This window comes from Vibrio sp. 10N.261.55.C5 (genome assembly GCF_041470505.1).
Classification (GTDB): domain Bacteria; phylum Pseudomonadota; class Gammaproteobacteria; order Enterobacterales; family Vibrionaceae; genus Vibrio; species Vibrio crassostreae_C.
Map to the genome: position 1 here is coordinate 42,907 of NZ_JBFRMS010000050.1, position 24,227 is coordinate 67,133.

General features: G+C 44.4%; 26 protein-coding genes. 14 read left to right on the forward strand and 12 right to left on the reverse strand.

Translation table 11 applies throughout. The features are described 5' to 3' along the window. Positions 1–44: 44 nt before the first annotated feature. Both AB4263_RS17595 and AB4263_RS17600 read right to left on the reverse strand, forming a co-directional pair. Positions 45–899 carry an MIP/aquaporin family protein gene (locus tag AB4263_RS17595; RefSeq protein ID WP_372098615.1) on the reverse strand — a complete coding sequence of 285 codons (855 nt, stop codon included), beginning with the start codon at positions 897–899 and terminating at the stop codon, positions 45–47. 448 nt (positions 900–1,347) lie between these two features. Beyond that, on the reverse strand, positions 1,348–1,779 hold the full coding sequence (locus tag AB4263_RS17600; protein WP_017066100.1) for a PACE efflux transporter: 432 nt from the start codon (positions 1,777–1,779) through the stop codon (positions 1,348–1,350). 130 nt (positions 1,780–1,909) lie between these two features. Between AB4263_RS17600 and AB4263_RS17605 the strand changes: the two genes are divergently transcribed. Next, positions 1,910–2,800 carry a LysR family transcriptional regulator gene (locus AB4263_RS17605; protein ID WP_017066099.1) on the forward strand — a complete coding sequence of 297 codons (891 nt, stop codon included), beginning with the start codon at positions 1,910–1,912 and terminating at the stop codon, positions 2,798–2,800. Between the two features lie 89 nt (positions 2,801–2,889). On the opposite strand, the gene arsB is transcribed toward AB4263_RS17605, so the two are convergent. The 5 genes from arsB to AB4263_RS17630 all read right to left on the reverse strand — a co-directional run bounded on the left by arsB (position 2,890) and on the right by AB4263_RS17630 (position 6,850). Next, on the reverse strand, positions 2,890–3,945 hold the full coding sequence (arsB, locus tag AB4263_RS17610) for an ACR3 family arsenite efflux transporter (RefSeq protein WP_372098616.1): 1,056 nt from the start codon (positions 3,943–3,945) through the stop codon (positions 2,890–2,892). Between the two features lie 109 nt (positions 3,946–4,054). Further along, entirely contained in the window at positions 4,055–4,396 is a 342-nt protein-coding gene (locus AB4263_RS17615) for a helix-turn-helix transcriptional regulator (RefSeq protein WP_017064015.1), read from the reverse strand. Between the two features lie 192 nt (positions 4,397–4,588). Further along, positions 4,589–4,996: a glycine zipper family protein gene (locus AB4263_RS17620; protein WP_029235181.1), complete on the reverse strand. Its 408-nt coding sequence runs from the start codon at positions 4,994–4,996 to the stop codon at positions 4,589–4,591. A 31-nt stretch (positions 4,997–5,027) separates the two neighbouring features. Further along, complete coding sequence (locus AB4263_RS17625) at positions 5,028–5,690, reverse strand: START domain-containing protein (protein ID WP_065583761.1); 663 nt, start codon at positions 5,688–5,690, stop codon at positions 5,028–5,030. Then, on the reverse strand, positions 5,687–6,850 hold the full coding sequence (locus AB4263_RS17630; RefSeq protein ID WP_017064013.1) for a glycosyltransferase family 2 protein: 1,164 nt from the start codon (positions 6,848–6,850) through the stop codon (positions 5,687–5,689). Before AB4263_RS17630 ends, AB4263_RS17625 begins: the two co-directional genes overlap by 4 nt. A gap of 262 nt (positions 6,851–7,112) precedes the next feature. Between AB4263_RS17630 and AB4263_RS17635 the strand changes: the two genes are divergently transcribed. The 3 genes from AB4263_RS17635 (at position 7,113) to AB4263_RS17645 (ending at position 9,981) form a co-directional block, all read left to right on the forward strand. After that, the gene (locus AB4263_RS17635) at positions 7,113–7,910 is read left to right on the forward strand and encodes a Cof-type HAD-IIB family hydrolase (protein ID WP_017069716.1); all 798 of its coding nucleotides are present in this window, start codon (positions 7,113–7,115) and stop codon (positions 7,908–7,910) included. Positions 7,911–8,090: 180 nt separating this feature from the next. After that, a complete protein-coding gene (locus tag AB4263_RS17640) occupies positions 8,091–8,738 on the forward strand; it encodes a DsbA family oxidoreductase (RefSeq protein WP_372098617.1) in 648 nt (215 codons plus the stop codon). A gap of 34 nt (positions 8,739–8,772) precedes the next feature. Beyond that, entirely contained in the window at positions 8,773–9,981 is a 1,209-nt protein-coding gene (locus AB4263_RS17645; RefSeq protein WP_372098618.1) for a winged helix-turn-helix domain-containing protein, read from the forward strand. An 88-nt stretch (positions 9,982–10,069) separates the two neighbouring features. On the opposite strand, the gene AB4263_RS17650 is transcribed toward AB4263_RS17645, so the two are convergent. Beyond that, entirely contained in the window at positions 10,070–10,867 is a 798-nt protein-coding gene (locus tag AB4263_RS17650; RefSeq protein ID WP_372098619.1) for a LysR substrate-binding domain-containing protein, read from the reverse strand. A 106-nt stretch (positions 10,868–10,973) separates the two neighbouring features. Between AB4263_RS17650 and AB4263_RS17655 the strand changes: the two genes are divergently transcribed. From AB4263_RS17655 to AB4263_RS17670, 4 genes are all read left to right on the forward strand, one after another. After that, entirely contained in the window at positions 10,974–11,297 is a 324-nt protein-coding gene (locus tag AB4263_RS17655) for a putative quinol monooxygenase (RefSeq protein ID WP_017069719.1), read from the forward strand. 3 nt (positions 11,298–11,300) lie between these two features. Further along, positions 11,301–12,275, forward strand: a complete 975-nt coding sequence (locus AB4263_RS17660; protein ID WP_372051633.1) for a Gfo/Idh/MocA family protein — start codon at positions 11,301–11,303, stop codon at positions 12,273–12,275. A gap of 199 nt (positions 12,276–12,474) precedes the next feature. Further along, positions 12,475–12,714 carry a Fis family transcriptional regulator gene (locus AB4263_RS17665; protein ID WP_372098620.1) on the forward strand — a complete coding sequence of 80 codons (240 nt, stop codon included), beginning with the start codon at positions 12,475–12,477 and terminating at the stop codon, positions 12,712–12,714. Between the two features lie 377 nt (positions 12,715–13,091). Further along, on the forward strand, positions 13,092–15,338 hold the full coding sequence (locus AB4263_RS17670) for a hypothetical protein (RefSeq protein WP_372098621.1): 2,247 nt from the start codon (positions 13,092–13,094) through the stop codon (positions 15,336–15,338). A 28-nt stretch (positions 15,339–15,366) separates the two neighbouring features. On the opposite strand, the gene AB4263_RS17675 is transcribed toward AB4263_RS17670, so the two are convergent. From AB4263_RS17675 to ulaR, 4 genes are all read right to left on the reverse strand, one after another. Next, a complete protein-coding gene (locus AB4263_RS17675) occupies positions 15,367–15,828 on the reverse strand; it encodes a hypothetical protein (protein WP_017069722.1) in 462 nt (153 codons plus the stop codon). 206 nt (positions 15,829–16,034) lie between these two features. Continuing rightward, the gene (locus AB4263_RS17680) at positions 16,035–16,277 is read right to left on the reverse strand and encodes a hypothetical protein (protein WP_017060923.1); all 243 of its coding nucleotides are present in this window, start codon (positions 16,275–16,277) and stop codon (positions 16,035–16,037) included. A 68-nt stretch (positions 16,278–16,345) separates the two neighbouring features. Further along, positions 16,346–17,413 (reverse strand): L-ascorbate 6-phosphate lactonase, encoded by a 1,068-nt coding sequence (gene ulaG / locus AB4263_RS17685; RefSeq protein WP_017060922.1) that lies wholly within the window; start codon positions 17,411–17,413, stop codon positions 16,346–16,348. 120 nt (positions 17,414–17,533) lie between these two features. Further along, the gene (gene ulaR / locus AB4263_RS17690; protein WP_017064005.1) at positions 17,534–18,289 is read right to left on the reverse strand and encodes an HTH-type transcriptional regulator UlaR; all 756 of its coding nucleotides are present in this window, start codon (positions 18,287–18,289) and stop codon (positions 17,534–17,536) included. Positions 18,290–18,628: 339 nt separating this feature from the next. Here ulaR and AB4263_RS17695 point away from each other — a divergent pair, with 339 nt between their 5' ends. From AB4263_RS17695 to AB4263_RS17720, 6 genes are all read left to right on the forward strand, one after another. Continuing rightward, positions 18,629–20,467 carry a PTS ascorbate-specific subunit IIBC gene (locus AB4263_RS17695; protein WP_017060920.1) on the forward strand — a complete coding sequence of 613 codons (1,839 nt, stop codon included), beginning with the start codon at positions 18,629–18,631 and terminating at the stop codon, positions 20,465–20,467. Positions 20,468–20,533: 66 nt separating this feature from the next. Continuing rightward, on the forward strand, positions 20,534–21,001 hold the full coding sequence (locus AB4263_RS17700) for a PTS sugar transporter subunit IIA (RefSeq protein WP_017064004.1): 468 nt from the start codon (positions 20,534–20,536) through the stop codon (positions 20,999–21,001). Positions 21,002–21,011: 10 nt separating this feature from the next. Then, positions 21,012–21,710 carry an L-ribulose-5-phosphate 4-epimerase gene (locus tag AB4263_RS17705; protein ID WP_017064003.1) on the forward strand — a complete coding sequence of 233 codons (699 nt, stop codon included), beginning with the start codon at positions 21,012–21,014 and terminating at the stop codon, positions 21,708–21,710. Positions 21,711–21,820: 110 nt separating this feature from the next. Beyond that, on the forward strand, positions 21,821–22,642 hold the full coding sequence (locus tag AB4263_RS17710) for a pyridoxal phosphatase (protein WP_372098622.1): 822 nt from the start codon (positions 21,821–21,823) through the stop codon (positions 22,640–22,642). Positions 22,643–22,646: 4 nt separating this feature from the next. Continuing rightward, entirely contained in the window at positions 22,647–23,294 is a 648-nt protein-coding gene (locus AB4263_RS17715) for a 3-keto-L-gulonate-6-phosphate decarboxylase UlaD (RefSeq protein ID WP_009845897.1), read from the forward strand. An 8-nt stretch (positions 23,295–23,302) separates the two neighbouring features. Next, complete coding sequence (locus AB4263_RS17720) at positions 23,303–24,184, forward strand: L-ribulose-5-phosphate 3-epimerase (RefSeq protein WP_372098623.1); 882 nt, start codon at positions 23,303–23,305, stop codon at positions 24,182–24,184. Positions 24,185–24,227 lie beyond the last annotated feature (43 nt).

Genomic DNA, 24,227 nt, shown 5'->3' on the forward strand with positions numbered 1-24,227 from the left:
TCTTTTGTTATTTATATTTTAGTAAATGTAGGGTCGCTTAGGAATTAAGCTTGAGCTTGTTCAGCTTCTTCTTCTGTTTCACATTGGTTTGGAATTGTGCAGCCTTGGCCTTCTACTGGTAGGTAAGCACCGATAACACGTGGGTACAACCAACCACCAAAACACGCACCAGCAATTGGAGCAAGAATTGGAACGATGAAGTAAGGAATATCACGAGCACCGCTTAATGCGAAATCCCAACCTGCAAAGTAAGCGAACAGTTTTGGTCCGAAGTCACGAGCAGGGTTCATTGCAAAGCCAGTCAGTGGACCTAAAGAACCACCGATAACCGCGATAAGAATACCGATCAGTAGAGGGTTCATTGCACCGCGAGATGCGCCGTTGTTCTCATCACCTAACGCTAAAATGGCAAACATCAACACTGCAGTAATCACGAATTCCACAGCAAAAGCGCCGAAGAAAGAAAGTGAAGCATGTGGGTAAGTCGAGAAGATACCAGCAGTTGATAGTGCGTCTTGGCTGCTACGAACGAAGTTATGTGTGATTTCGTAGTCAGTAAATAGGTTGCTGTACAGGCTGTAAACCAATGCTGCAGAGCAGAAAGCGCCAAGCAGTTGCGAAATGATGTAAGGCACCACTTTCGCTTTATCGAAGCCATGGAACATGGCCAGTGCAATCGTTACGGCTGGGTTGATGTGTGCGCCTGAAACGCCGGCAGTACAGTAAATTGCAATCGCAACACCGAAGCCCCAGATGATGCTGATTTCCCATTGTCCGAATGTCGCACCAGTTAATACCAGAGCGGCCACACAGCCAACGCCAAAGAATATGAGTAATCCTGTACCGATAAATTCAGCCAAGCATTGCCCAAATAAAGAAGGGTGTTTGTTTGTTGTCATGTTCGAGTCCTTTTTAGTTTTGCTTATCTAGCACGTGTATTGTGCATATATTTGCGAACTCGAAAATAAACGAACATCAAAAGTGAGCGTTTGAGCATAAAATTGTTAATTAAAGTCACTTAAAATGTTAATCCGAACACTTTTGCTCGAAAAAGATGCTCGCATGAACGTCATTGCTCGAATTGATAGGTTGCGAAGCCGCTCAAACTACCTATATGTAAATGAATGCGCAACTGGTACGAGGAGTTTATGTTTGGATTTGTGATACCACTTCGTGAGTGGCGGATTATTAGACTTAATTAGGGAGGGCTGTGTGACGTTTTTGCTATGTAACAAGGGAGTTAACAAATGAGCTTATATGCATAAATGAATAAACTGCCAACTATGTTGTAGTTTGGCAGTTTTCATTTGGGTGTATGTTCTTGTTATACGAGACGAACTTACCGCTCTAAACCAGAGCTGCCACTTTTCCTTTCGCAACCAATTGATATCGAACCGAGTCATACGCCCAGTTGAACGCAATCGCGTAAAGTACGAAGAAAATAACTAGGCCGATGTCCATGATCAGTACGGTTAGGAAGTCGAGTTGTAGAACCCACATCAAGACAGGTAGAGTCACTGTCATTAAGCCAAGCTCAAAACCTAATCCGTGCAGGATACGTGTTTTCGTGGTTCTTTTGCTTCGGTCTGCTCCGTAAATTTTGTCGTAGCCATAGTTGTAAACGTAGTTCCAAGCCATCGCTATCAATGATATTGCGAGCGCTAAGCCTGCCATTTCACCTGCGCCGTTTCCTGTAATATAGGTTGCAAGCCCTGCCATCAAAACCAAAGCAACCAATTCAAATAGCACCATGTGCAACATGCGTTCTTTATGTGACATTTTTCTAACTCTCTTTACGATTAAATAGCCGCCGATGGGCTAATGACTTGGCTAAATAATATCTACTTAAGTGATAATATAAAGATAGTTAGCATCACATATAGTGATAGTAAGTTTTGGGAGACACCGAATGTACAACATTGAACAACTGAAAATGTTTGTGTATGCCGTTGAATTAGGGTCATTTTCTGCCAGTGCTCGTCATTTGGGGAAGGTGCAGTCGGCGGTGAGCCAAGGTATCAGTAATCTTGAAATAGATTTTAATGTTGAGCTTTTTGATCGTTCGACTCGAAAGCCTTCACTAACCAAAGCGGGCGAGCAGTTATTTAAACAGGTGAAAGCGATCGTGCTTCAGGTTGAAGATCTGAATGTGACGGTTAGTGCGATGGGCAGTGGTGAAGAGGGGCTCATCAAAATTGCATTAGATGATTCACTATTGGTCCCGAATCTATCTAAGATCCTTAGTCAGTTCAGTCAACAATTCCCTGCGACTGAAGTGGAACTGGTTGCGTGTACCACGACAGAGGTCAATCCGTTAATTATCGAAGAGAGGGCCGACATTGGATTAATGTTTACTAACTTGGCTTTTGATGTCGGTTCTGAGCCTTGCTTTATCGGTCACTTACCGTTTATTGCTGTGTGTCATCCAAGTCATGCGCTCGCAAAAACAGGTGTGGCGAAACTCTCTGACTTACTCCCGCATCGTCAGTTAATGTTGAGGGGAGACAAAGGTAAGGTGATGGATCAGTTTCCGCTGATTGCCGGAAAGGTATGGTGGTCAAACAGCTTTATCGTCATTAAAGAGATGATTCTTGGTAGCGATATCGGTTGGGCATACTTACCGAAACACCTTGTTGAAGAAGAGCTTATTAAACAGCGCTTGGTAGAGGTGAATGTGTCATTTGACCATAAAACTTGGTCGCCTCCGGTTGATCTTGTTCTGTCTAAAACACGCTCAAAAGGTCCTGCATTACTTTGGCTTGAACAAGCATTGAAAGGCCTATTAGACGAAACTGAATAAAGAAAAGGCTCACCGTTTAACGTGTGAGCCTTTCTGTTCAAAGTGATGCTGCTTTTTGTTAGTTCTAGTTCTAGGTGTAGACGTAGATGCTATACGCTAGGTTTAACCGTCTGACCGTTGTAGTACTTGCCTTTCATCTTAAGCGCCACGTTCACTAGGTAAATCAACACAGGTACTTCAATCAGTGGACCGATAACACCGGCAAACGCTTGGTCTGAGTTGATACCGAATACTGAGATAGCAACGGCAATCGCTAGCTCGAAGTTGTTACCTGTCGCTGTGAATGCAATTGATGCGTTCTTGTCGTACTCGATGCCCATCTTTTTACCGATGAAGAAACTGATGAAGAACATCGCAGTGAAGTAGATAGTCAGTGGAACCGCAATTAATAGAACGTCCATTGGCAGTTCAACAATCATTTCACCTTTCAGGCTGAACATCAGAACGATAGTCGCCAGTAGTGCAATCAGTGTGATTGGAGAGATGCGTGGAATAAATACGTCGTTGTACCACTGCTCGCCTTTCATCGACACAAGGATCTTACGGCTTAGGAAGCCCGCTAGGAATGGGATACCTAGGTAGATAAGTACACTATGTGCAATGTCGATCATCGAGATATCAACCAACATGCCTTCGTAACCAAATACTGGTGGAAGAACGCTGATGAACAACCACGCCATAAAGCTGTAGCTCACCACTTGGAATGCACTGTTTAGAGCAACCAATGCCGCGCCGTACTCTTTGTTACCGCCGCCGATGTCGTTCCAAACCAGAACCATCGCCACACAACGAGCAAGACCAATCAGAATCACCCCAACCATGTAACCTGGGTGGTCTCCCAAGAAAGTTAGTGCCAATACAAACATCAGAATTGGACCAACGATCCAGTTCATGATCAAAGAGAGCTTAATGGCTTTCTTATCTTTTATCACAGTGCCTAGCAGGTTGTAGTTAACCTTAGCCAGAGGTGGGTACATCATTAAGATAAGGCCAACCGCAAGCGGAATGTTAGTGGTGCCAACAGACATTGAATCGTTCCACTGTTCGATCTGTGGGAATAGGGTGCCGAGTAGTACACCAAGGCCCATGGCAATAAAAATCCACAGTGTTAAGTAGCGATCTAGAAAACCTAACTTTGGTTTCATGATAATCTCTCTTAGTTGATATCGTAAATCGTCGAAAAACGATTGGTTGTGGCAAAAAAACACGCTTAAAAGTAAAGGCTATCAAAGCCGATCATTCAAGCGTGAACTTCTATTTTAAAATGCTGTTAAATATCGATTCGAAGCGTTGAATATTGTCGCGGTCGATGCGGTAACACATCTTCGGCGGAATCGACTCAGCCGTAATAAAACCTGAGGCTTTCAATATTCTTAAGTGCTCTGATACCGTTGATTGAGCTAAACCCAATTCACTCACCAGATCACTGTTCAAGCAGCCGCCCGATTTTTCTAACGTGGAAAGGATACTCAATATACGTATTCTTGCTGGGTGAGCGAGTGCTTTCGCCAGTGCGGCCATTTGCTTTTCTGCTTTAGCATCACCGTGTTCGATGGGCAGAGAACAGCCACCAGATGTCGAGCAAGTTGAGTTCATATTGACGTCTCACTTTCATTAATCGTTAAAAGACGATTAATGATAAGCCTATTTTAAATAGGGGTCAATGCTCACTGTCTATTTGAACGAACTTTAAGGTGGCGATTCAGGGACTATGGTTGAACTCTGCTTTGACTCAGCTACGCAAAATGGCGTGAACATCGATTAAACGCCATTTTGCTCGGTTATCCGCTAGTTAAGAACGGTATAGCCTCGGTTGATCATACAGTTACGATTCACTTGAAACTTCTGCTGCTCAGATAGCTCGGCGGATTGTCTTTTTTGAGCACCGTGCTTTAAAGCGCCGCTGATAATACCGATGCCAGCACCAATTTTTGCACCATCATGACCACTCCCGCCAGAGACGGCTCCACCAACCGCACCCAGCGCTGCACCCTTAGCGGTTGAACCGACAATATCGCTGCCAAGAGAATCGACCTCTTCAGGCTTCACTTGTTGAGCGTATTGCTCACATTCATACAGATCGGCGTGATACTGTGTTTCATCAACACCTTTAGTATCGACAATAATTTGATTAGCAAATACTGAACTTGATGCTACAAGCAATATCGCTGCGATTGGAGAGAATGGAAATTTCACAATATAGACCTCTAGAGTATTCATTGCATTGTTAAAGTGACGTGTAGTTCTCGATGAAATCAAGGCGACGATCGGTGTACTCACCAGAATCCAACATCTTAGATAACCCGCGAAGCGTGTTGTAAGGCTGAGAAACGGCCACCATGTTAATGAGCCAATACGGAATATCGCCACCTGGATCACTCAATACTCGATAAGAGATATGGGTGGTGTTTTCGTCGATTGGTGTCAGGATCCAACTCGCCTCTAATTCAGCCACTCTGATGATTTTTTTATTATTGTTTGGCAGGTAATCAGGCCTACCATGCTGATCAATGGTGACAACCATCGTCTCTGGATCTTGAGTGATGACGTTCTCTACGATAGCTTCACGATCGGCAACTGGCCAAGGTGCCTTGGTATAGGTTTTGGTGATCGTGTGCGCCGCACTAAAATGCTCTATTTCTTCCATGTCATCGATGTTTTCTACCCATTGCGTGCCAACAGAGGTATCGATAAAGAGTGCGATAATAGAAGTGAGGGACGCGTTGATGTCGCCTTCTGCTCGAAATTCTTTAAAGTGACTGCCTTCAATTTTACGGTTATAAACCTCGATGCCTTTTTTATCGCGTGCCAGTGACCAGCCATCGGTGTCTGATGCAAACACCGAAACTGAACAAGCAAGAAGAAGCAAAGTAATAATCTTATTCATCATGTTAATGAGCGCCCTTTCCAGCTGATTTTATTGGTTTTAGATAAGCGGTAACTGTTCAGCACGAGTAGGCTTTGAACACAAATACCGAAGGGTACGGTTAACGCAAATTTTGCGGGAACAAACAGTTCCTTAACCAAAATGAAGTAGGTGACGATCGACACCAAGAGCATCACAGAGCTGACAATGAGCGAATAAGCATGAATGGCAGACATGTCACTGATGAAGGCGTTCGCCGATACCAGCATCAAAAGCGGTCCCGCCCATGCGATGATGTTGGCTTTGATGAAGACTTTTAAAGCTTGTGCTTGCGATTGACAATTCACAATAAGATTCATGTTTTTGGAAAAGCCAGCCCAGATTGAGTTGAAGTCTGAATACATGTGCGTACTCATTAGTTTGTCTGCAAATGCCCAGAAAATCTTAAATCCATTGACCTTCATGACTTTTGCAAAGGCGATGTCTTCCGATATCGCGTTTGCTACTGCGGCGTGTCCACCGACTGCGTCGTAGGATTTTCGGGTAAACAACATCGCCTGACCGTTAGCAATCGCTTCTTCCTTAGTCATGTCGTTCGAGTTTTTAAAGTTCATATAAGATGCGATCGATAGAAAGATGCCCGGCAAGGTCGCTTTTTCTGCCACAGACGCAAAAGTTTGTTTTGGATTAAACGATAAGAGATCAGTTTTTTGTTGGATAGCAAAGTCGATAACGCTCTGTAGCATCGCGGGTGCTGAATCGGTATCTGCATCAATGAAATACACATATTCACCGCTCGCGTTGAGTGCGCCAGCCATACATGCATTGCTCTTACCAAGCCATCCGGTCGGTAACGTTCTACCTGAAATACAGCGCGCGTTAACGTCGAACTTACTGATCAATGCTTCTACTTTTGCACGGGTTGAGTCAGTAGAAAAGTCATCAACAACAATGACTTCAAACTTGTCTTTTGGGTAGCTCTGCTTCAATAGAGAGCCAAGGCTGATTTCAATATTGTCTTCTTCATTTCGCGCAGGAATAATGACGGAAACAGTCGGCCACTCAGTTCTTTTGAACGATATTTTAGGTTCAATGTGAATACGATGGCGCTCTAAGTTCGCAAGTGTGATTAGAAACTTGACGGTAACGATGCAAAGCAAGGTCGTAATAATAGCTAAAATCATAATGACTGTGGTCGGAATAAAGTGATGGAGAGACGGGAAAGAATATAGTGGAGTGTGATCTAACGCACATCTTGTATGTAGGACTTAACCCTTCAAACTGGAATGCGCTTCTGTTAGCGTTTGCCTTGGAAAGATGTGAAACAGTGACTGACAGGCGGTAAAATAAGCATTGTATTCACCAGCGACTCTAGCGATATAATCGAACCCAGAACCGTTACTCAAGATAACGAATGATCATAATCCAATAATAGGTACGCCCGACATGCCCCAACAAAACATCAAATTTATCGCGACTGATATGGATGGCACCTTACTCGATGAGCATGGAAAGCTCGACCCTGAGTTTTTCAATCTTTATGAGCGCTTAGAAGCGCAAGATATTATTTTTGCTGCCGCGTCTGGCCGCCAGTATTACAGCTTGCTAGAAACATTTTCCCCGCTTAAAGATCGCATGATGTTTATTGCTGAAAACGGCACATTAGTGATGCACAAAGGCCAAGAACTTTACAGCTGCTTGCTTGATACCGATGCCATTAAAGAGATCATTAAAGAAGCTCGAGCTATTGAAGGCGCGCATGTGGTGCTATGCGGTAAGAAATCGGCATACATCGAAACCAAAGATGAGCGTGCTCTGGCGGAGATCTCTAAGTACTACCATCGCCGTGAGCAAGTAGAAGACTTACTGGCGGTAGAAGACGATTTCATCAAGGTGGCTATCTGTCACTTCGACGGTTCACAAGAGAAAGTGAACCCAACTATTGATGCCAAATTCGGTGAGAACTACCAAGTGGTTGTAAGCGCAAAAATTTGGTTAGATGTGATGAACGCTGAAGCGTCAAAAGGTGCGGCGATTAAACATCTACAGAACACATTAGGTTTCACTTACGAGCAGACCATGAGCTTTGGTGATTACCTAAATGACTTGGAAATGCTTAAAGAGAGCTACCACTCTTACGCGATGGAAAACGCGCATCCAAAGTTAAAAGAGATCGCGCGTTTTGGCGCGCCAAGTAACGTTGACGCGGGTGTGTTCCAAGTACTTGAGAAGTTGCTAGCGTAACGCTCTTAAGCTAGATTCGATTTTTATCAAAGCCAACTCGTGAAAATGAGTTGGCTTTTTTGTTGGCTGCTGTTGTATTGAGTTAAATTTGAACGAGTGTTCAGCTTGTTGTAGTCTAACCAGAAAGATGGGTATTCACTTTGAATTGGATACGCCTTAGTAACGATATTTGGAATGATTATGAGCAAGAAACTTCAACTTGATATTATTTCTGACGTAATGTGCCCGTGGTGCGTAGTCGGTTACAAAAACTTAGAGCTAGCCGTTGCGGAACTTGGTTTAGAAGACCAGATTGAACTTGAATGGCAGCCGTTTGAGCTTAACCCTGACATGCCGCAAGAGGGCGAAAACCTGCGTGTCCATATCATGAGAAAATACGGTTCTAGCGCAGAAGAGAGCCAACGTTCACGAGAACAGCTTTCGGCTCGCGGCCAAGCGGTTGGTTTCGATTTCAATTTCTATGACAGTATGAGAATGGTCAATTCACGTCATCTACATGTACTTCTCGATTTTGCACTAGCGCACGGCAAACAGACTGAGTTAAAGCTACGCTTCTTTGCTGCTCACTTCACAGAGCAAAAAGACCTGTCCGATCTTGAAGTCATTGCACAAGAGCTTGAAGCGGTTGGCTTAGACTCAACGAAGGCACTGAAGCGCCTAAAGAACACCGACAACTTGAAGCAAATTGAAGCGCAAGAGTTTGAATGGCAACGCATGGGGATCTCTGCGGTTCCTACTGTGGTGTTCAACCGTAAGAGTGCAGTAACGGGCGCGCAGACGGTAGAAACCTACAAGCAGATTCTTCAAGAGCTTATTGCTGAATCATAAACGGATCATTGCTATCAATTAGAGTCTGAATTTCATGGAATCACTGTCACTCGCTCAAGCGCAAAAACTGGTATTGCTTTCGCAAAAGCTGCCGCCTAAGAAGTTGCCACCTAAAAAGCAACGCAATGGGGGCGCTTTGGCGAACACGTTGTCTGCGATTGAAAACCTTGGCTATGTGCAAATTGATACCATCTCTGTGATTCAGCGAGCTCACCACCACACGCTTTGGAATCGCAATCAAGATTACCAACTGAACCATCTTGATAAGCTGTTAGAGCGTCGAGAAGTATTTGAGTATTGGTCGCATGCCGCCGCGTATTTACCCATGCGTGACTTCCGATTCAGCCTACACCGCAAGAATGGTTTTGCGAGCGGTAAGCTCAAGCATTGGTATAAAAAGGATGACGCACTGATGGCTCATGTTCTCAAACGTATTGAGAATGAAGGGCCGTTGATGGCGAAAGATTTTGAAGGGGATAGGCCAAACCCCGGCGGTTGGGGCGGTAAACCGGCCAAGCAAGCATTAGAAACATTGTTCATGCAAGGCGACTTAATGGTGCCAAGCCGAGTTAACTTTCATAAGGTGTATGACCTAACCGAGCGAGTTTTACCGAGCGGAATTGATACCTCTGAGCCGACAGAACAAGAGTACATCGAGCATCTGATAACACGTTATTTAGAGGCTAACGGAGTTGGAATAGCGTCGGAAATGAGCTACCTACTCAAGAACACAAAGCCTTTGATTCAGAGAGCACTCCAACAGATGCTTGAAGATAAGCAGGTTCTGAAAGTAGATATTCAAGGCTCTGATTACTATGTCCTGCCAGGTGCTTTTGAACTGCTGAATCAACCTCTTTCCAGAACCAAGCTTAAGATACTGTCTCCGTTTGATAACCTGCTGATTCAACGAAAGCGAATGCAATCATTGTTCAACTTTGATTACCTCCTAGAATGCTATGTTCCAGAGGCCAAGCGTCAGTTTGGTTATTTTAGCTTACCGATTCTGTGGCAAGGTGAGCTGGTGGCACGAATGGATTGCAAGGTCGACAGGAAGAGTGGTTTGCTCAATATCCGTAACTTGGTTGTGGAAGAGCGAATTAAAAACCATGAGTTGTTGGTTCATGCTTTATGCGATGAACTAAAACACTTCATGGTGTTCAACCAATGTGATGAGATGATCGTCCATAACACCACGCCCTCTGATCTTGGCAAGCGCTTGATGAGCCAATGGCAAACAGTCTAGCGGTCTTTGTTGTTTAGAAAGCGCTTAGTTACTCAGCAAACGCAGCTAACAAGAACTCGACAAAGGTTCTGTTCTTCAACGACAGTTGCTAGGTTTTGTAGAGCAAGTGAATCGGCTTTGGTAACGGCGCCATGCCGGGTAGGATTTCCAACAGCGCTCCACGATCAATCTCTTCTGCGACTAAGATAGTCGGTTGCAACAACACGCCCACACCCTGCAGGGCGGCATACCGCAACACATCACCATTATTCGACATCAAGCGCACACGTTCTTTATTCGGTGTGGCGTGAGGAGCTTGGCTGCTGTAACTGAATCCAAGCGATGGGTGCTGCGCCAAGTCTTCCAATACTCTGATTTCAGCATGTTGGTTTAGGTAAGCGGGCGCCGCGCAGTAACACATCTCATAATCCCCTAAATACCTTGCGACCAAGCTTGAATCGGATAGGTCACCAATTCGCACAATCAGGTCAATGTCAGATGAATAAGGATCAACAAGGTCATTATTCAACATCAGCTCAACGTTAATGGTTGGGTGATGCGCGAGAAACTTAGCTACGATAGGGGCGAGTACCTTGTTTCCATAGGTGACAGGGCAGTTTATTTTTACCGTGCCTTGTGGTTGATTTTCCAAGGTTTGAATCAGGTTCTCTGCATTGCTGATGTCTTCGAGAATTCGCTTACACTCACGATAGTAAAGTTGTCCTGAATCGGTTAACGATTGCTTACGCGTGGTGCGGTGGATCAGCTGAGACTTCAAACTGGCTTCTAAGGAATGGACATGTTTGCTTATCATAGTCGCCGACAGGTTGAAGTGGTTTGCGGCGCTGCGAAAGCTACCTTGTTCCACCACATAGACGAAGACTTTCATGCTGGTTAACTTATCCATTGAACACTTTTGGTTGATAAACAATAAACAAAACGTGAGTTTATCAATTCTTAGGGGTTAATTATATTAATGGCAAACCGATAATTAACTAAAATAAGAGCGTGCAATGCCTCAAACGAATGAAACTATCTTTGTTACTGCCGAACTTAAGATCAAAACCAACATAGAACGAGCAGCTGCGCTCGAAGCTATCGAACAGTTTTGTTTAGACATGCAAAGCGAACCGGGCTGCCTCCAAGCAATTGCAACCTATGATCAAAGCCAAAGCGATCGTGTGATCTTGCTTGAGCAATACGCAAACCGTGAAGCGATCAATCAGCACTTTGGTATGCCTCATACCCAAGCGTTTATTGAGCGTGATATAACGGAATTAGTGCAAGCATTTGAAACACAACGTGGACCTATCAAAACACAAGAGCAGGAGAGCTAAGACATGAAATGGGGAATTCTAGGAACCAGTTTTATCTCAGGTGTAATGGCGGATGCGATTAAAGGCGATGCTCAAAGCGAGCTGTATGCCGTTGCTGGTCGCACTGAAAAAACACTTAACGAGTTTGCTGCCCAATACCAACCAACACAAACCTTCAACAGCTATGAAGCCTTGATTGAAGATGAGTCGGTCGACATTATCTATATTGCTCTGCCAAACCATGTTCATCATGAGTATGTGATTAAAGCGGCTCAAAAAGGCAAAGCGATCTTGTGTGAAAAATCGTTATCGGTTGATATGGAAAAAACCGAGCAAGCTTTACTAGCCGTGAAAGAAGCGGGCGTATTCTTTGCTGAAGGTTTGATGTATTTAAACCATCCACTTATCACCAAGCTTCATCAAGAACTGGCAACTGGTGAGATTGGCGAAGTGCGTTCAATTCAAGGTTCCTACGTTGCGGCGATTGATCAGTTCGTGAATCCTGCGAGCAAAGGCGCGCTATACAACCTTGGCTGTTACCCAATGTCGCTGATTCACTCTGTTGCGCAGCAGCAATTTGGTGAGAGCGTGTTCGATGACGTGCAGATCTCAGCAATCGGTCGACGAGGCGAAGATGGCAATATCTGTGAATCGTCGGCGATGATGCATTTCAACGACCGTTTTACCGCACAAATCCACACTGCTGAAGACCACGGTTTAAAGCATGGTTTTACGATCCTAGGCAGCAAAGGCTGTATCACGCTAGATACTAATCCATGGCTACCGACGGCAGAAAACACGTTTACGGTAGAGATCTATGAAACGTCGACACGTGAAGTGAAAGTCGAAGCGCAAGGTGATGGTTTCCATTATCAAGTGCGCAATATCCGCCAAGCGGTTGAGCAAGGTGATACACAACTTGCTGCGCCAATGGCAACCCACCAAGACTCTCGCGTAATCATGAAGTTATTAACTGATTGGGAACAAGCGGCGAGCTAATGTTTTAGTAAATTCTATACTCGTCTCATGTTTGATCGCCTCGTAAGCTATCAAACATGAGGCGTTTCCTCTATATCTTCCAGTCGACTCTCCCCAATAAATACTTTGCATTTGAAACCGCCACAGTGTCCAATATTAGGTAGTACGAAACTGACCGAAAAACCTTATTTTTTAAGGTGTTAAATAGGACCTTTGCCGCATGCGTAAATCAGATAAGAAAATCGAGAATCAAATCAGAGACGTGTTAACTGACGTTTGTGAAGACACGCTGAAAGGCTTCGATGGTTTTTTATGGGTGACTCACTCGGTCAACTTTTCCTCTTTTCCGCAAAGTTTGAAAATTGTCTGTGTATTCGATACCAATCAGGATAGAACGAACTTCTTAAGTGGCGAAGGTCAACAGAGTGCCTCTGGGGCTATCCAAATTGAGTTTCAATAGTGTGGCGCTCAAACTGAGATTCGATACAGCAAATCCAAGTCCTATTCTGAGTTCTAGGCTCTGATAACTTCTCATCTTCCAAACCGTATTATTCTCATTTTGAGAAAATCTGAGCTGATTTCTCGTTAGCCGGAGATACTTGGTTTCCAAATAAAATTAAAATCACAAAAACTTATATTTTCCTTAATGCATTGATTTTGAATCGGCATTTGCTCGTTTTACTTGCCACCGATGAAACAAGACAGACGAGCACTTGAACAATAGAGCCATGTAGTCGATACTTTTTTCGTATTTTGATTCCTAAATTGACACGTAAGTTGGCTGACTTTTCGTTTTGTGATTTAAGGCATGACAGTATCGATTAGGAAATTTGAATCATGAAAACCTACATTTCTGGGCTGCTCGCACTCATACCGTCATGTTTAATCGCTGGTTACGCTTTTGCTGTTGGTACAGCGGTTGTGCTGCCAGGGCAACATGAAGTTGGTGTTGATCTTTCGGGCTCTCCACTATCTACGAATGCCGTCATTGATTGGGAAATTTCCAACAGTGATATTGTGTTCGGAGCTTATGCCGACAAAGCCGACAATGAGCGGGCTACGACAATTGGTTATATGTACAACCAAGTCATGGCGATGAACTCGGGTTGGTTGGAGAACGATCTCCGTAACCAAGCTGAGTTAGAAGGCCTCAATTTCGAAGACTATTTTCTGCACTTTTCTGAAGATACTGTCATTGCCGAAGTTGATAAAACTCATGGCGAAAAGACCCTTTTAAACCGAAAACCTATGATCTTGGGTTATACAGCCAGTGAAGACCATGCTGGTTTTTGGTTGTATCAAGAGCCTCCGTGGGATGCCGATGTGTTTGAGAATTTCGAACAGGGTGGGGCTTTGTATGTCTATCATGCTGAACAGTTCGAACGGCTGACCTTTAAGTTCTCACAGTTTGCTGGCAGCGGTGAATTTTGGATTGAATACCCAACTGCTATTGATTCTCAGGGTAGGGTTTCACAATGGGAAAGGCTTGATGTAAAGAAAGACAAAACGCTCAATATGACCAAAAACCAATCGGTGATCTGGAACCTTCCGGATAACTGGTTAAGAGCTACAACTCATGATGGGAGCGGTGCGAGTTATGGCGGCGGCCAGTATTTTGGTTCAACCTTTTTGAGAGATGGTGGGCGCTTATACGTTGTGAGAGTTCGTTGGCAAAGTGAGAATGCCGACGACAGGCCGCGTTTAAAAGAAGTAAAACTCAAAAACAGTTTTCCAACCGTCAAGTTAACCGATGCTCCGACTTCAACCCCGGACGGCAATGCTATCAGCCAATGGCGAAAAATCCGTGGTTTTGATGTGTCTGCAGACCTAGATGGTGATAACTACTTGTCGCCAAGCGAGTATCGAAATCGAACCAATAAGAACGCGACAGCACGTTTTCGTTGGGAATCAAGAGTGGTGCCATTTGGTCGAATGTGGAGCGCTAACTCATCTTGGTCGCTAACGAACGTCGCAAACGCGGATTATCTATCTGCTATTCATCGCTACTACAAGCAAAGCTGGGCAAGCCAAGGTTTGAATGGTGCGTACAACGACGACACAAATAAGCTTATTGGTTCGAATCAGTTCTATGTTCATTCTGGCGGGCATGTTCAAGAGTTAGGAGCTGTTGCGGGTTCGAATCAAGCGGATGATCTCTATAAACAACAATTTTCAGCGTTTCTGAAAAATCTATCTGCTTTAGAAAGTGATGCGTCGATTGGGTTGAATATCGGAACCGCGAACTTACTGGGTCGAAATGGACAGTCTCATCTTAGCGAGGCGGGATCTCTGTATTTACGCGAGCACTACATTTTTCCGTCTACTGGGTTTAGTGGTTACTCGGGGATCTCTAAATTCTGGGATAATTCTGCGCTCGCCTATAATGGACAAAGTGTTATTTTTCAGGCGACAACGCGTTATGGGCGAGTTCAGTACCTTGAAAATAGTGAAGAGAATTGGAAGCAAGACCAATACTCGACCCTAGCGATCTACCACCTCAATCGACACGCTCAACATAGCTACTTTAATCAGTGGAACAATGGTTACGTCTATGGAAGTGGCAATACGACGGCTGAGATTTTCTGGCAAAGTGGTGTCCCTAAAAACATCGCCTACCAACCAAGTTCGTTATTGGCTGTTGATTTGGGAGAGCCGAGTCATCAAATCCCACAAGGCTTTGTGCCGATTCCTTTGATGCTATCGACAACGACACCTCAGCCCGCTGACTACACCATCGTTGGCGATGCCTCGATGAACGAAATGGTGCATGCTGATCTGCCCAATGGCATGACTCACGTTCTACCGACGTTCACGTACTTTATGTATCAATCTGAAAATCAGGTGGTTGCTGGTGGTCCTGAGGACATGGTGTTAGCGAGAGAGTTCAGCAATGGTCGTGTGTTGTATCGCACGGATTTCCACGGTAAGAATCCGAGCTTTTATGACGCGGCAAAACTCACCATTGCGCTGGATGTCCCAATGAAACCTGTTGATGCTAACGGTAACGTTGGTGACTATGTGAGTGAAATCGAAATTGGCGGTTATGAAGGGCTGTTCTTACTTTATGAGAACCAATGCGAGTGAGTGCTCTCGAACCAGAGCAGACTAGAGCTTAGGTTCGGGATATGAGCTTATTCTTTTTACACTGCTTAAACTCTTTGGCGATCCACGATTGCTCGTTTAAACCATTGTCGATTAGAGCAAAAAGGTAGCCATCGACTTTGCCTGAAGCCGCAGGATATTCTTGAAAAGCGTGCTTAGGGTAGCCGGGGTAATCCATCTCGTATTGAGCGTCTAACTGCTTACCGAGTTGACGCCATTTTACGAATAACTCAGAAGAAGATGTCTCAACCTTATATTGCCCCAAAATGCGTTGGTGATGGGTTAACGCCACTTTAGCGCAGTGATTGGTCTGTACGACTTTTTGTATCAATTCAACTTGTTCTTCACTCATGGTTTTCGCCAGTACATTCTCTTGTTCGATGCGCGCCATTCGCTCACCAAATGTTTCAGCATGGGTGGAAAACACAAAAGTAAGCGGTAAAGCCAATACCAAAAGACGCTTGTAGAACATAACCTAACTCTTTGAATGGATTCATGACTATTATGCCGTTGAGTGCCAATATTATTAACGAATAAACACGCTTAATTGTAAGAATTATTTTTATCGAGTGGATTAATAAATGCTTTCTGTTTTCTTTTATTCGCTAGGCGAATGGTTTGCTTGTTCCGCTGGAATAACGGCTCTCTCCGATCTTAATTTAATCGGAATATGAGCGGTTAGAGATGTTGGATATCGATCGAGTGGTAAGGAAAGCCGATCGCTTTAGCGGCGTTCAACAAAGCTTGTTGAGTCTTGAATACTCTGGGTTGCATTTTTCTGTCGGATTCAAGAAAGCTGTTTACTCCCCACTTATGACTTTTGACCATTAAGTAATAACCATTGGCGCCGGGTGATACGACACCAATTGCTGCTTTCAGGTCGCCATGACTGAAATGCTTTTTGAACTCACGTAATACCATATCAACATCCTTATTCGATGATAAAAAAAGGGAGCGCATTGCTCCCTAGTTAGTGCTTTTCTTAATGTTTACAAGAATGCGCGGTATGGCAGTTCTGGGTCATTTGTGAAGATGTCTGCAAAGCCACGGAAGTGCTGGTAGTGCATGCGGCCTTTATCTGTTGGGTATGTGTATTTACCACCAACTTGCCAGAAGAAAGGTGCGAAGCCGTATTGAAGACGTTCTTTCTTCATGTTCCACAGCATTTCGATTTCACGCGGGTCATTTTGGAAGTTAGCCCAAATGTCGTGGTGGAACGGAACAACTACTTCACAGTTCAAAGACTCAGCAGCACGAAGAATGTCTGAAGATGTCATTTTGTCTGTTACGCCACGTGGGTTCTCACCGTAAGAAAGCAGTGCAACGTCGATCTTGTGGTCATTACCGTGTTTAGCATAGTAGTTTGAGTAGTGAGAATCACCAGAGTGGTAAACTGAACCGCCTGTTGTTTCTACTAGGTAGTTCACTGCACGGTCGTCCATTCCGTCTAGAATTTCTTTGTCTAGGGAAGATGTTCCTTCAGGAAGTGTCACTAGAGCTGTACGGTCGAATGCGTCAAGAACCTTGATGTTCACGTCTTTGATTTTGATCTCGTCGCCAACTTTAGCAATAACACAACGATCTTCTGGCACACCCCATTTCATCCATAAATCAACACACGCTTTAGGGCCAATGAATTTAACGTGGTCGCCGCAGTTTTGTAGAACTGCCGCTGCAACGTTGATATCAATGTGGTCGCCGTGGTCATGAGATGCCATAACTGCATCGATCTCTTTGATAGCGAAAGGGTCCAATGGGAAGATCGCGGTACGTAGGTTTGGTTGAAGTGCTTCCACACCGCCCATACGCATCATTTGGTGCTGGTTTTTCATTTTTTGAACGGCTTGTGTTTTTTTACCAGTACCACACCAGAAGTCCATTGATAGGTTTGCACCTTCTTCTGATTTTAGCCAAATACCTGTACAACCTAGCCACCACATAGAAAACGTACCCGGTTGCACAACTGTTTGTTCAATCTCTTCATTTAACCATGTGCCCCACTCAGGGAATGTATTTAGGATCCAAGACTCGCGAGTGATTTCGTTTACATTGCTCATGATAATACCTTTTATTTCAATAATTTGATTAATTTTGGATGTAGGGAGCCGAGCGCCTTAATTTGGATTAAGGCACTGAGCTAAATTTATTATTATTGGTGGCCTAGTTAGCCCTGCGATTTAAACTAGGATGACTTGCGTCCCTTGAGCTTCAATCAGTTTTACGACTTCGGGATTGGCGTCTTTACCGGTGATGACGATGTCTATTTGTTTGGTGCTGCAAAAGAGCATTCCGGTACGTTGTCCAACTTTTGAGCTATCGACCACGACGACAAGCTTATCGACCTGTTCGAGCATTTGTTGTTCGGCTACGGCCGTTAACATGTCGGCTTTGTACAGCCCGGCATCGGTTAAGCCTTTACCTGAGGTGAACATCCAGTTTCCCGCATAGCCGCCTAATGAATTAGGGGCAGGGTTTAGAAAGATGTTCTGCGCTTTGTTGTATTGACCACCAATGATGATGACATCGTCATGATCTTCGTTGATCAAGTAGCTTGCGAGTGGAAAGTAATTCGTTACGATTTGAACGTCATCGCCACATAATTGCTGACCGAGTAGGAAAGCCGTCGAACCACAGTTGATCACGACTGTATCGCCAGCCTGACAAAGCCCTGCAGCTGCTTGAGCAATCTCTGATTTCTCTTCATAGAACTCAGTGCTGTTGATATTCAGTGGTGACCACTTTCTCTTCTGAGTTTCTACTCGTTCCGCACCATTTCGAATTTTTCTAAGTCGGCCAACTTCATCTAACTTAGCGATATCGCGCCTAGCAGTAGCAGGAGAAACACTAAATTTATCAATAATATGAGAGACGTTGATTGTCTGCATATCTTCTAACAGCGACAAGATGCCGTTATGTCTTTGTACTTCATTCATATTTATCACTCTTTTTGTCGTTGTGACAATTTAATGATTACTTTTGATTTGTTTTGATTCTAATAATCACCATCATGATTGTCAAACCACATCGCTATAAAAACCAGACATTAATCACAATGTCTTATAAGTGGTTGATTTTATTGTATTTATAATTTTTACGTGTGATCTAAAGCTCAATTAAGCACATTCTGGGTGTGGTTAATTGATATAAATCAAAGTAATCACAAGTGAGCATTGAATGATTACTTTTGATTGGTAAAGTCTAGTTCGTGAGCAAAACTAGAATCATCACATCCTACAAATCATTAAAATTAAAAATCAATCAGGGGTAAAGATATGGAATTCTTATACGATATTTTCTATATTTTTTACAGTCAGGTAATGACCAAAGCACCGTTGCTACTCGGTCTTGTTACTTGTCTCGGCTACATCCTTCTAAAACGTGACGCAACAACTGTTATCTCCGGCTCTATTAAAACCATCGTTGGTTTCATGATAGTGCAGGTAGGTGCAGGAACATTGGTAGCGGGTTTTAAACCGGTTATTGAAAAAATGAGTGAAATACATGGATTAACGGGATCGGTAATTGACCCGTACACCTCCATGATGTCCACCATGGAAACCATGGGCGACAACTACTCTTGGGTTGGGTATGCAGTATTACTGGCTCTTGGGCTAAACATTCTACTTGTTGCCTTCCGACGTATTACGGGTATCAGAACCATCATGCTGACTGGGCATATCATGTTCCAGCAAGCTGGCCTCATTGCTGTTTTCTACTTCGTGCTTGGTGCAGGTATGTGGGAAACCATTATTTATTCAGCAATATTGATGGCGTTGTACTGGGGTATCTCCTCAAACATCATGTTCAAGCCGACTCAAGAAGTCACTGGTGGTGCGGGTTTCTCGATTGGTCACCAACAACAGTTTGCTTCATGGGTAGCCACCAAGGTTGCACCGAAGCTTGGCGACAAGAACGACAGTGTTGACCACATCAAACTGCCTAAGTGGTTACACATTTTCCACGACAGTATCGCTGCAACAACGTTAGTAATGACTGGCTTCTTCGGCATTATTCTTCTTTCGTTCGGTCTTGATAACCTTCAGGACATGGCAGGTAAAACGCACTGGTTTATCTACATTTTTGAAACTGGTTTGAAATTCGCTGTTGCCATTCAAGTCATCGTTACTGGTGTTCGCATGTTCGTTGCGGAACTGTCCGAGGCATTTAACGGTATTTCTCAACGCCTTATTCCTAACGCTGTTTTAGCAATCGATTGTGCTGCTATTTACGCCTACTCTCCTAACGCAATGGTATTTGGTTTCATGTGGGGCGCAGTGGGTCAATTCACCGCTGTTCTTGCAATGCTAGCGTTTGACGCACCAATCATGATCATTCCTGGCTTTATCCCAATGTTCTTCTCGAACGCCACTATCGGCGTGTTTGCTAACCACTTTGGTGGCTGGAAAGCGGTGATGAAGATCTGTTTCGTGATGGGCATCATCGAAGTGGTTGGCTCTGCGTGGGCAATCCATATCTTCGCTCAATCAGGTACTGAGTTTAATGGCTGGATGGGCATGGCTGACTGGGCTCTGGTATTCCCACCAATCATGCAAGGTATCTCAAGCTCTAGCATGTTCTTCTTTGTGATTTTGGCTTTGGCTGGCATCTACATGTACTTCGCTTCTAAGCAACTACGAGCTGAAGAAGACGCAGAAGCTGCTGCTGAAACAATGACCGCAGTAACGCCTGAAGGTATTGAGGTTGAAGTCGCGGTTCCACAACAATCGACAGCAACCGCTGAAGCACCATCTGTTTCAACAACGGCAGCTTCTACAACATCAGAAACTCGAATCTCACCAGCCGCTGACCAGAAACCGGTTCGTGTCTTAGTGTGCTGTGGCTCAGGACAAGGTTCTTCAATGATGTGCTCTAAGAAAATCAAAGAGTATTTGGACAAGAAAGGCATCCCAAGCTCGACCTTTAACAGCGCCATCACTGATTACAAATCACACCTTGGTTCATTCGACATCATCGTTACTTCGGTTGCTCTTGCAGCGAAGATCACGGGTCTGCCGGAAGGTAAGCAACAGTTAGCGGTTAAGAACATGATTATGGTGAAAACTTTCGGCGACGAACTTGTTTCCATCATCGAGAACAACTTCCATAAATAATTAAAAACGGCTCAGTGGTGTCGCACTGCTGAGCCAATAAAAACAATTATATAAGTGAGCAATAACATGAACTTAAAAGAATCTCTTATCAAGAATAACTCTATCCTACTGAACGCAAAAGCAGCTGACTGGAAAGCGGCGATCAAGCTTGGGACTGATGCATTGGTGAAAGCGGGTATTGCAGAAGAGCGTTACTACGACGCGATTACCAAAGCGATTGGTGAAGAAGGCCCTTATATCTGTATTCACGATGCGTTCGCACTGCCACATTGCCGCCCTGAAGACGGTGTTATTCGTACTGGGTTTGCGCTAACCGTGCTTGAAACGCCAATTACGTTTGAAGGTGTTGATGAGCCTGTAGATGTGCTGATAACACTAGCGGGTAAGGACTCAGAAGAGCACATCGAAGGCACCATGCAAGTGGCGAACTTGATTGAATTCGATGAAGACTTCTCAAAACTTCGCGCGTGCAAAAGCCCAGAAGAAGTGGCGCGTTTAATTGATGCTGCATTGCTTCAAGCGGAAGCGGCGTAAGGAGGCAACGATGTCTAAATATAGCCAATTGAAACAACGTGTTTTAGAAGCCAATTTGCAACTTCCGAAATACGGTTTGGTGACATTTACTTGGGGTAATGTCTCTGAGTTTGACCGTGTTAACGGAGTGATAGCGATTAAACCATCAGGTGTCGAATACAGTGATATGACGGCTGAAGACATGGTGGTCGTCGATCTCGAAGGCAAGGTTGTTGAAGGGAAACTCAATCCTTCAAGCGATACCGCAACGCACTTAGAGCTCTATAAAGCTTTCCCTGAAGTGAGTGGCATTGTTCACACGCATTCACGCAGTGCCACCATTTGGGCACAAGCGGGTATCGACATCCCAGCCTTAGGCACCACTCACGCTGATTATTTCTACGGTGACATCCCATGTACACGTCGATTGTCTCACTCTGAAATTTCTGAAGAGTACGAGAAAAATACTGGCTTGGTGATTATTGAAGAGTTCAAGCAACGTCGAATCGATCCAATGGCCGTTCCAAGTGTGATTGTTGCAGGACATGCGCCGTTCTCTTGGGGCAAAGATGCCAACGACGCCGTTCATAACGCGGTGGTATTAGAAGAAGTGTCGGCAATGGCGTTGGCAACGCGCACCTTGAATAGCGGCATCAAAATTCAGCCAGAACTATCCGACAAACACTACTTACGTAAGCACGGTGAAAATGCTTATTACGGCCAACAGTAAATCGGCTTTTTGTTTAAATAAGCCGTTTAAGTAAGCCGTTTAACGAGCTTCGGCTCTAAGTAGCTTCAATATTGATTAGGCCCGACTTCAGGGAATAAGTAGAGGACTCTATGTATAAAGTGCTGGCGTTAGATCTCGATGGAACCGTGTTAAAGGATGATCACACGATTCATCCAGAAGTAAAAAAGGCGATTCAAGAAGCCAAACAAAGTTGTCACGTCATGATTGTTACTGGCCGACACCACACAGCAGCACGACCTTACTATTACGAATTGGGGCTAGATACTCCAATCATCTGCTGTAACGGCACTTATGTTTATGACTATCAAACTGAAACGGTATTGACTCAAAACGCCATAGAGAAAGATAAGGCACTTACTTTCATTAACATGGCTGACGAGTTTCAGCTCAAGATGGTGATGTATATAACTCATGCCATGACGTACTCACAGTACAACCCATTTGCCTACATGTTGGCATTGGAAAGCTGGGCTGAAACGGCACCAGAGCAACATCGCCCACAAATTTACCAAGTGGAATCATTCATAGAAACAGCTCAACAAGCTGAACACGTTTGGAAGTTTGTGGTAGAGGGGAGCCAAGATTCCGTCGACCGTTTGATGCAACACCCATGGATAGGAGAGAACTTCAACGGTGAGCGTTCTTGGTCAAACCGAATCGACTTTGCTGCAAAAGGTAACAGTAAGGGCCTACGCCTTGCTGAATACATCGCAGAACTCGGTTATCACGCCGATGACGTCATTGCCGTCGGTGATAACCACAACGACATATCCATGATTAAGTACGCCGGATTCGGTGTAGCGATGCTCAATGCTGATGACATCGTCAAATCACACGTTCAACGCGTGTGCTCAACAGATAACAACCATGATAGCTTAGCCCGTCTAATACGTGAACAAATTAAAGGATAACAACATGACTAAACCAATGATTCAGATCGCCCTAGACCAAACAAATCTTCCTGCCGCAATTGAAGTGGCAAACAACGTTGAAAGCTTTGTTGATGTGATTGAAGTGGGCACTATTTTGGCTTTTGCTGAAGGGATGACAGCGGTTTCTACCCTTCGTAAAAACCACCCAGACCATATCCTTGTATGCGATATGAAAACCACCGATGGTGGCGCAATCCTAGCGCGCATGGCTTTTGAAGCGGGTGCTGATTGGATTACCGTTTCTGCTGCTGCACACATCGCAACCATTGGTGCATGCAAGAAAGTCGCTGATGAATTTAACGGTGAAATCCAAATCGAAATCTACGGTAACTGGACAATGGACGATGCTCAATCTTGGGTCGACCTAGGTATCTCTCAAGCTATCTATCACCGTTCTCGTGACGCTGAATTAGCTGGTGTGGGCTGGACAGAAGAAGATCTAGTGAAGATGCGCGCCTTGTCTGAAATGGGCATCGAGCTTTCCATCACAGGTGGCATCGTGCCTGAAGACCTATACCTATTTGAAGGTATTAAAGCGAAAACCTTTATCGCAGGCCGCGCACTTGCGGGTGACAAAGGTAAAGAGACAGCAGAAGCGCTAAAAGCTCAGATCGACCGTTACTGGAACTAGGAGGCGTTATGTATCAAAACCTGTTACGCCATCGTGTAGGGCTTTATGAGAAGGCTCTACCTAACGAACTCAGCTGGGAAGATAAACTTAAGCAAACCAAAGAACTCGGCTTTGATTTTCTTGAGATATCGGTAGACGAATCAGACGAGCGTCGCAGCCGACTAGATTGGAATGACGAAGAAGTTTATGCCTTACGTCGTCTTTGTGAAAAGCACGGCGTACCGCTGCAATCCATGTGTTTAAGCGCGCATCGTAAGTTCCCATTTGGATCTGCTGATCCTGAGATTCGAGAACAAGCGGTTATCCATATGGAGAAAGCGATCTCGTTGGCTTACAAATTGGGTATTCGTACCATCCAATTGGCTGGGTATGACGTTTACTACGAGCCAGCCGATAAAGTGACTCACCAGAGGTTCATTGAAGGAATGAAGCTTTCGGCACAGTTGGCTGAAAGGTCGGGCGTAATGCTCGCTGTGGAAATCATGGATACAGATTACTTGAACTCTTTGAGCAAGTTTGAAGTGCTGAGTCGTGAAGTCAATTCACCGTATTTCACGGCGTATCCAGATGTGGGTAATATCTCCGGTTGGAATTACGACATAGTGACGGAACTAAAGTTGAGCAAGCCTCATATCACTCAGATCCACCTCAAAGACACTTATAAAGTGACTGACGAATACAAAGGTCAATTTCGAGACTTAGTGATTGGTGATGGTGAAGTCGACTTTAATGCCATTTTTGAAACGTTGAAAGAGACTGAGTGCGTTGTACCACTCGTGATCGAGATGTGGGCTCAAGATGAACGTTGGAAAGATAATATTCTGACGGCACAAAAACGTTTGAATGATGTTTGTGTGCAAACGGGTATTCCGAGATTGTTTGACCACTAACTCTACCTAGAATGATTAACGGGTTTCTCTTTGCGTTCTCGGT

What these genes read in the sequence shown, in the direction of transcription:
- AB4263_RS17675 (WP_017069722.1), bottom strand. Translation starts at nt 15,828, where the DNA reads ATGTTCTACAAGCGTCTTTTGGTATTGGCTTTACCGCTTACTTTTGTG.
- AB4263_RS17640 (WP_372098617.1), top strand. Translation starts at nt 8,091, where the DNA reads ATGAGCAAGAAACTTCAACTTGATATTATTTCTGACGTAATGTGCCCG.
- AB4263_RS17720 (WP_372098623.1), top strand. Translation starts at nt 23,303, where the DNA reads ATGTATCAAAACCTGTTACGCCATCGTGTAGGGCTTTATGAGAAGGCT.
- AB4263_RS17670 (WP_372098621.1), top strand. Translation starts at nt 13,092, where the DNA reads ATGAAAACCTACATTTCTGGGCTGCTCGCACTCATACCGTCATGTTTA.
- arsB (WP_372098616.1), bottom strand. Translation starts at nt 3,945, where the DNA reads ATGAAACCAAAGTTAGGTTTTCTAGATCGCTACTTAACACTGTGGATT.
- ulaR (WP_017064005.1), bottom strand. Translation starts at nt 18,289, where the DNA reads ATGAATGAAGTACAAAGACATAACGGCATCTTGTCGCTGTTAGAAGAT.
- AB4263_RS17595 (WP_372098615.1), bottom strand. Translation starts at nt 899, where the DNA reads ATGACAACAAACAAACACCCTTCTTTATTTGGGCAATGCTTGGCTGAA.
- AB4263_RS17700 (WP_017064004.1), top strand. Translation starts at nt 20,534, where the DNA reads ATGAACTTAAAAGAATCTCTTATCAAGAATAACTCTATCCTACTGAAC.
- AB4263_RS17715 (WP_009845897.1), top strand. Translation starts at nt 22,647, where the DNA reads ATGACTAAACCAATGATTCAGATCGCCCTAGACCAAACAAATCTTCCT.
- AB4263_RS17665 (WP_372098620.1), top strand. Translation starts at nt 12,475, where the DNA reads ATGCGTAAATCAGATAAGAAAATCGAGAATCAAATCAGAGACGTGTTA.
- AB4263_RS17600 (WP_017066100.1), bottom strand. Translation starts at nt 1,779, where the DNA reads ATGTCACATAAAGAACGCATGTTGCACATGGTGCTATTTGAATTGGTT.
- AB4263_RS17655 (WP_017069719.1), top strand. Translation starts at nt 10,974, where the DNA reads ATGCCTCAAACGAATGAAACTATCTTTGTTACTGCCGAACTTAAGATC.
- AB4263_RS17695 (WP_017060920.1), top strand. Translation starts at nt 18,629, where the DNA reads ATGGAATTCTTATACGATATTTTCTATATTTTTTACAGTCAGGTAATG.
- AB4263_RS17635 (WP_017069716.1), top strand. Translation starts at nt 7,113, where the DNA reads ATGCCCCAACAAAACATCAAATTTATCGCGACTGATATGGATGGCACC.
- AB4263_RS17630 (WP_017064013.1), bottom strand. Translation starts at nt 6,850, where the DNA reads ATGATTTTAGCTATTATTACGACCTTGCTTTGCATCGTTACCGTCAAG.
- AB4263_RS17710 (WP_372098622.1), top strand. Translation starts at nt 21,821, where the DNA reads ATGTATAAAGTGCTGGCGTTAGATCTCGATGGAACCGTGTTAAAGGAT.
- AB4263_RS17650 (WP_372098619.1), bottom strand. Translation starts at nt 10,867, where the DNA reads ATGGATAAGTTAACCAGCATGAAAGTCTTCGTCTATGTGGTGGAACAA.
- AB4263_RS17680 (WP_017060923.1), bottom strand. Translation starts at nt 16,277, where the DNA reads ATGGTATTACGTGAGTTCAAAAAGCATTTCAGTCATGGCGACCTGAAA.
- AB4263_RS17660 (WP_372051633.1), top strand. Translation starts at nt 11,301, where the DNA reads ATGAAATGGGGAATTCTAGGAACCAGTTTTATCTCAGGTGTAATGGCG.
- ulaG (WP_017060922.1), bottom strand. Translation starts at nt 17,413, where the DNA reads ATGAGCAATGTAAACGAAATCACTCGCGAGTCTTGGATCCTAAATACA.
- AB4263_RS17615 (WP_017064015.1), bottom strand. Translation starts at nt 4,396, where the DNA reads ATGAACTCAACTTGCTCGACATCTGGTGGCTGTTCTCTGCCCATCGAA.
- AB4263_RS17605 (WP_017066099.1), top strand. Translation starts at nt 1,910, where the DNA reads ATGTACAACATTGAACAACTGAAAATGTTTGTGTATGCCGTTGAATTA.
- AB4263_RS17645 (WP_372098618.1), top strand. Translation starts at nt 8,773, where the DNA reads ATGGAATCACTGTCACTCGCTCAAGCGCAAAAACTGGTATTGCTTTCG.
- AB4263_RS17625 (WP_065583761.1), bottom strand. Translation starts at nt 5,690, where the DNA reads ATGATGAATAAGATTATTACTTTGCTTCTTCTTGCTTGTTCAGTTTCG.
- AB4263_RS17705 (WP_017064003.1), top strand. Translation starts at nt 21,012, where the DNA reads ATGTCTAAATATAGCCAATTGAAACAACGTGTTTTAGAAGCCAATTTG.